Source organism: Flavobacterium orientale, assembly GCF_014638005.1.
In the GTDB taxonomy this organism is placed as follows: Bacteria; Bacteroidota; Bacteroidia; order Flavobacteriales; family Flavobacteriaceae; genus Flavobacterium; species Flavobacterium orientale.
Genome location: NZ_BMFG01000044.1, coordinates 1 through 565 on the forward strand (window position 1 = coordinate 1; position 565 = coordinate 565).

The 565-nt window shown below is 43.0% G+C and carries 1 protein-coding gene; it reads right to left on the minus strand.

Annotation, left to right across the window (positions count from 1 at the left end; translation table 11 throughout):
* The coding region (locus IEV15_RS14560) for an FIDD domain-containing protein (protein ID WP_188363265.1) at positions 1-565 on the minus strand (565 nt) is incomplete at both ends.

The following is a 565-nucleotide window of genomic DNA, read 5'->3' on the forward strand; positions in this document are numbered from 1 at the left end:
AGCGGTACAATACTGTAACAACCTGTAGCTATTATTTCTACTCGTACCCAAATGATTTGTTGATTTGGAGTACCGTTGCTAAAGCTTAAAACGTTAGCTATCGGGTTGGTGTTGTCTTGTGCTTGCACTTCACTGGTGTGGAAGCTTACTGTATGTAAAGCAGGGTTTAATCCGTTTAATATATTTGGAATAGCCGTTGTTAAATCAAAAACCCCTATACCGTCGGCATTGTCATCACATACTTCCAGTGGAAGGGCTGTTTCAACTAATACCGGTGTTGGGTTGACTTGTAACTCCAACTCCACAACCGCATAACAACCCGTTAGCGTAGAAGTTACGCGTATATAAACAATCTGAATACCTGATGTTGGGGTCAATGTGGAATAATTAGCCGGGTCAACGATTGGGGTTACTCCCAAATCTGCATCCGTGAAAGTCTCATGGTAGCTAATGGTCGAAGTCGCTGCTCCTCCCGTTACTTGGTTAGCAACACTTGTTAAATCAAAGATACCAACATTGTCATTGTTCGGATCACAGTAGGTTAACGGCGTTGGGGTGTTGGCAA